Source organism: Methylomagnum sp., assembly GCF_054333355.1.
In genome coordinates this window covers 1-5,634 of sequence record NZ_JBTEKS010000286.1, presented here as the reverse complement: position 1 = coordinate 5,634, position 5,634 = coordinate 1, and the positions used below count along the sequence as shown (strand labels likewise).

The 5,634-nt window shown below is 55.9% G+C and carries 6 protein-coding genes; 3 read left to right on the top strand and 3 right to left on the bottom strand.

Going from position 1 to position 5,634, the window contains the following annotated elements; translation table 11 throughout:
- Nucleotides 1–256: 256 nt before the first annotated feature.
- On the top strand, nucleotides 257–2,449 hold the full coding sequence (locus tag ACXWUF_RS17320; RefSeq protein ID WP_458495870.1) for an ABC transporter substrate-binding protein: 2,193 nt from the start codon (nucleotides 257–259) through the stop codon (nucleotides 2,447–2,449).
- An 18-nt stretch (nucleotides 2,450–2,467) separates the two neighbouring features.
- On the opposite strand, the gene ACXWUF_RS17315 is transcribed toward ACXWUF_RS17320, so the two are convergent.
- Entirely contained in the window at nucleotides 2,468–2,779 is a 312-nt protein-coding gene (locus ACXWUF_RS17315; RefSeq protein ID WP_458495869.1) for a helix-turn-helix domain-containing protein, read from the bottom strand.
- A complete protein-coding gene (locus ACXWUF_RS17310) occupies nucleotides 2,766–3,098 on the bottom strand; it encodes a type II toxin-antitoxin system RelE/ParE family toxin (RefSeq protein ID WP_458495868.1) in 333 nt (110 codons plus the stop codon). The genes ACXWUF_RS17315 and ACXWUF_RS17310 overlap by 14 nt, the downstream gene beginning before the upstream one ends.
- Nucleotides 3,099–3,237: 139 nt before the next feature.
- Here ACXWUF_RS17310 and ACXWUF_RS17305 point away from each other — a divergent pair, with 139 nt between their 5' ends.
- A complete protein-coding gene (locus tag ACXWUF_RS17305) occupies nucleotides 3,238–3,471 on the top strand; it encodes a UPF0175 family protein (protein ID WP_458495867.1) in 234 nt (77 codons plus the stop codon).
- Between the two features lie 12 nt (nucleotides 3,472–3,483).
- Entirely contained in the window at nucleotides 3,484–4,461 is a 978-nt protein-coding gene (locus ACXWUF_RS17300) for an ABC transporter permease (protein WP_458495866.1), read from the top strand.
- An 82-nt stretch (nucleotides 4,462–4,543) separates the two neighbouring features.
- Here ACXWUF_RS17300 and ACXWUF_RS17295 read toward each other — a convergent pair whose 3' ends face one another.
- Complete coding sequence (locus tag ACXWUF_RS17295; protein ID WP_458495865.1) at nucleotides 4,544–5,473, bottom strand: HNH endonuclease signature motif containing protein; 930 nt, start codon at nucleotides 5,471–5,473, stop codon at nucleotides 4,544–4,546.
- Nucleotides 5,474–5,634 lie beyond the last annotated feature (161 nt).

Here is a 5,634-nt window from a genome sequence, read left to right as displayed (position 1 = left end):
GCCCACCGCCCGCGACCCGGAACCGGCCAAGGCCTTCAAGCGGCAGCCCGACCGCTCCCGGTGGATGTACGACCTGCCTTGCAGGTATCTGTTTTGTTTCTCTGTGCCATCAATAACTTAGAAGTTTTGTCAGGCAATCAGGGGTTTCCCTGTGCATTGATTCGCCTTTTGCGGTGGGGATTATCGGTTTGAAGCAGGCGGCGAGAACGGCTCGGCTATAATGCCCCGGCCCGCCGCTGCCACTCTCCGAGAAATTATGACCGATTCCGCTGTTCTGAAGTTACAGGCCGTCCGGTCGATCCGGCATTTCGGCCTTTTTCTGTGTCTATCCCTCATCGCCTGCGGCACCCCGCCTAACAACCCCTACCCGGCGGAAGACAGCGGCCAGAACATCCTCTACACCTCCTTCGAGGAACGCCCCAAGCACCTCGACCCGGCGCAGGCCTATAGCTCCAACGAGTTCGAGATCATCTCCCAAATCTACGAGCCGCTGCTGCAATACAGCTATTTGAAGCGGCCCTACCAACTGGAACCACTGGCGGCGGCGGCACTGCCGACGGTCACCTACCTCGACAAGAACGGCCAGCCGCTCCCGGACAATACCCCGGACGCCGCCATCGCCTACAGCGTCTACGACATCCACCTCCGCCCCGACGCCCAGTTTCAGCCGCACCCAGCCTTTGCCCAGGACGCGGCGGGCCATTACCGCTATCACGCGCTCAGTCCTGACCAACTGGCCCCCGTCCAAACCCTCGCCGATTTCCCCGAAACCGCCAGCCGCCAGCTCACCGCCGAGGATTTCGTCTACCAAATCAAGCGCCTCGCCCACCCGCAAACCCATTCGCCCATCGCCGAAATGATGGCGGGCTACATCGTCGGCTTGAAGGAACTGGGCGAGACGCTGGCGAAGGATTACGAGGCGCGGCCCGACAAAACCGGCTGGTTTGACCTCCGGCCCTATGCACTGGAAGGCGTGCAGGTCATCGACGCCCACCATTTCACCATCCGCCTACGCGGCAAATACCCGCAATTCCGGTTCTGGCTGGCGATGCCGTTCTTCGCGCCCATGCCCTGGGAGGCGGACGCTTTCCACAGCCAGCCCGGTTTGGTGGAGAAGAACATCACCCTCGACTGGTTCCCGGTGGGCACGGGCGCCTACATGCTGGCGGAGATCAATCCCAACCGGCGCATGGTGCTGGTGAAGAACCCCAATCACCACGAGGAGCGATATCCCAGCGAGGGAGAACCGGGCGATGCCGCGCTCGGGCTGCTGCGGGACGCCGGGCAACGCCTGCCCTTCATCGACAAGGAAATATTCGTGTTGGAGCGGGAAACGATTCCCTATTGGAACAAGTTCTTGCAGGGCTATTACGACGCCTCTGGGCTGGCGTCGGACAACTTCGATCAGGCGGTTCAATTCAGCGGCCAGGGCAGCGCGGAACTCACCGACGACATGCGGGCCAAGGGCATCCGGCTCCAGACCGCCGTGGAAACGTCCATCATGTACATGGGCTTCAACATGCTGGACCCGGTGGTGGGCGGGCTGGACGAGGCCAAGGCCAAGCTGCGGCAGGCCATCAGCATCGCCCTGGATGAGGAGGAATTCATCAGCATCTTCCTGAATGGCCGGGGCATCGCCGCGCAGGGCGTGGTGCCGCCGGGGCTGTTCGGCTTCGTGGACGGGCGGGACGGCATCAACCCGTTCGTCTATGACTGGCGGGACGGCGGGCCGCAGCGGAAATCCATCGAAGCCGCGCAACGGCTGCTGGCCGAGGCGGGTTATCCCAACGGCGTGGACGCCAAGACCGGCAAGCCCTTGGTGCTGAATTTCGACACCACCGCCACCGGTCCGGACGACAAGCCGGTGCTGAACTGGTATCGCAAGCAGTTCGCCAAGCTAGGCGTTCAGTTGGTGCTGCGGACCACCGATTACAATCAGTTCCAGCAAAAGATGAGCAACGGCAACGCGCAGATTTTCCGCTGGGGTTGGAACGCCGATTACCCCGACCCTGAGAATTTCCTGTTCCTGCTGTACGGCGAGAACGCCAAGGTCGGCAAGGGCGGGGAGAACGCGGCCAATTATCAGAATCCCGAGTTCGACCGGCTATTCGAGCAGATGCGCAACATGGCCGACGGCCCGGAACGCTTGGCGCTGATTCAGCGGATGCAGGCGATTCTGCGCCACGACGCGCCGTGGGTGTTCGGGCTGCATCCGAAGAGCTATGGCCTGAGCCACGCTTGGTATAAGAACCGCAAGCCCAACCTGATGGCGAATAATGGTTTGAAGTATCTCCGCATCGACGGCGCGGAACGGGAGGCCAAGCGGGCCGAATGGAATAGGCCGGTGTGGTGGCCGCTGCCGGTGTTGGCGGGGGTTTTAGTGATGGCGGTGTTGCCGGCATACCGGGTTTATCGGCAGCGGCGGCGGGGGAGGGTTGAAACCGGATAGCCGCCGATTTTCCTGCCCTCAACGCAACTGAATTTCTAGGCGCTTGCCACAGGCTTCGGCGTATTTACGCAGGGTCGCCAGGGTGGGCGAATGCTTCTTGCTGCCGAGGCTGGATTCGATCCGGGCCAGGGCGGATTGCTTGATGCCCATGCGTTCGGCGACTTGCGCCTGGGTCAAGCCCGCTTCCCGGCGGGCCTGTAGCAGTGCATCCAAGGCGGCGAATTCATCGTGGAGCGCGGCGTAGGCGTCTCGGAAATCGGGGGATTGCAAGGCTTCGGCGAGTTCGGCGTCCACATCGAAGGGCACCGGCTGGTAGTCAAGTTCGGCCATATTTCACCTTGTTCATGCGTTGAAGGGCGGTGGCAAGTTCTCGTTTGGGCGTCGCCTGGGTTTTCTTGATGAAGCCATGCAGGATGACGATGCGCCGACCGACCAAGGTACAGAAGAACGCCCGCCCAATGCCTTCCGCGCCTTGCGCCCGTATCTCGAACAATCCGCCGCCCATGGCCCGAGTGTAAGGCAGGCCGAGATCGGGGCCGAATTCCTTCATGCGGTCGGCGATTTTGAAGAACCCGGCGCGGATGCCGGGCGGCCATGTCAGGATGTCCGCCTTGACCTCGGGCGCGAAGAATTCGAGGGTGTAATTCATGGCGAGAACATAACAAGCATGTTATCTGGATGCAAGGATGGGAGCGGAACAAGGAAAGGCGAAAAAGTTGGAAAATGCCATTCTGGGCAATCAAGGCTCAGCGATGCAGACTTTAACCATACAGTAAGAGGAAGCCCTTATGGCTGTCGTAATATCCGACGAAACCTTGCACGCCGCCCATTTAACACCGGCAGAATTAAAGCAGGAATTGGCGGTGCTGTTATTTGGAAAGGACCGATTAACTTTAATGCAAGCCGCCGCGCTGGCTGAAATGCGTCCAATCCCATTTCAACATTTATTGGCAAGTCGGGGGATTTCGCCTCATTATGATGTCCCGGAATTTGAAGAAGAGGTGGCGACTTTAGGTTTATAAGGAGTCGTCGCCATGATCCGCTACCTAATCCGCCGCCTCCTCTACGCCTTCCCGCTGCTACTGGGCATCAACATCCTCACCTTCGTGCTGTTCTTCGTGGTCAACACGCCCGACGACATGGCCCGGATGCACCTGGGCCAGAAGCACGTCACCACGGAGGCGGTGGCGAAATGGAAGCACGAACGCGGCTACGATTTGCCGCTGTTCTGGAACGCCGAGGCCGACGGCGCCGGGCACGCCACCCAGACGATTTTCTACCAGAAGTCGCTGGGCCTGTTCCTGTTCCGGTTTGGCCGCTCCGACGCGGGCCGCGACATCGGCGCGGACATCGGCCAGCGGATGTGGCCGTCGCTGGCCATCGCTTTGCCGTCGCTGGTGGTGGGGCTGTTGATGGACATCAGCGTGGCGTTGCTGCTGGTGTTTTTCCGGCTGACGTATTTGGAATTCTGGGGCGTGGCGGTGTGCGTGGCGTTGATGTCGATTTCGTCGCTGTTCTACATCATTGGCGGGCAATTCCTGGTGGGGAAGCTTTTGCAACTGACGCCGATTTCCGGCTACGACACCGGGTTGAATGCTTTGCGCTTCGTGATTCTGCCGGTGGCGATTGGGGCGGTAGCCGGAGTGGGTTCGGGGGCGCGGTGGTATCGGACGCTGTTTTTGGAGGAGGTGGAGAAGGATTATGTCCGCACGGCGCGGGCCAAGGGATTATCCGAGCCGCGAGTGTTATTCAGTCATGTATTGCGGAATGCCTTGATACCCATTTTGACTGGCGTGGTGGTGGTGTTGCCGTTGCTGTTCACCGGGAGTTTGATTACCGAATCGTTTTTCGCGATTCCGGGGCTGGGCAGTTATACGATTGATGCGATTAGTCAGCAGGACTTCGCGATTGTGCGGTCGATGGTGTTTTTGGGATCGGTGCTTTATATCTTGGGGTTATTGATGACGGATATTTCTTATACATTGGTGGATCCGAGGGTGCGTTTGGGGTGATTTTAGCATGGCTCACGGATGTTCAGACATGAAGGAATAATCTTGTGTAATACAGCCCTAAATTGAACAAAAATTGGAGGTGTTAAATAATAATTCTTATTAGGTATTTAAGCCTGCCATAAATATCTCCTATGAGCTTTGTATTTGGGTTATTGCATGTTTGTTCAAAATCAAGATTGCCGTTCACGTAAATTTTGTTTCTTCTTATCGATTTTAGGATGTCATCAAGAGCATGGTCTGAATATAGAAGTAATTCAGAAGCGGCAGATTCAAGGTTATATAGCTCAATGGTATAATTGCTTCCCATCGCGTCATACATTGCTACATCGGTATAGCAGCGTGCTAAGTTGATAATTTTTCGCTCAATCGGTTTATTAAAAAAATAATTTATTTCTGTAAGGAGGTGATTTGCGCTTTGGTACAGGCTTTGATATAAATCTAGCCCTGGCAAATTTTGATACGAAGCAATCATGTATTCTAAATCGCTTATTATTTTCTCTGAAATGGCTTTGATTAGAAGCGTGTTATGACTGGCCTTGATAAGAATATTATAGGCACATTCCTCTGCTTGCGGCCCATAAATAAAGGCCGAAGCAAACTGTCCGTATCTGTTGAACTCGCGAAAGTAAAATAAAGCGCAATATATGTTAGAGTATAAGCTATAAAGCTGCCAATAGTCTGGCGCTTTATGCTTTATCGCATTATGAACTTTTAGTTCTGCTTCATCTTTCCATTTGTGAAGCAATTCATCTGGGTAGATGCCCTTTGGGGATTTGTCGATCAATGTATGATGTGTTGGGCATAGTAATATTAAATTTGAATATTCGTCGCTGCCACCCCCCGCGATACCTCTGGGTCCGTTCTCTCTTTTGGCTATAATATGAGCCATCTCTCCAATGTGGAAATTATTAGACTCAAGGATATGTATTAGGTCTGTTTCACAGCCTGGATATGAGCAATGCCCCCCCGCTCTGCCCCATAATATTTTTAGAGTGATTTCTGATATTGCCATGCGTCATGTCCTGCTTAAACGTTTTTTGGCTATTTAGTTCTAAGAGTCCAAATGCGAAATAGCTGACTGACTGACAAAAGTCGTGCGGCGGGATGGAAGGCGGGGCATATTGGGCGGTTCCGACCAAAGAACGTGCCCGCCATGCCCCAGCCTTCCGCCCT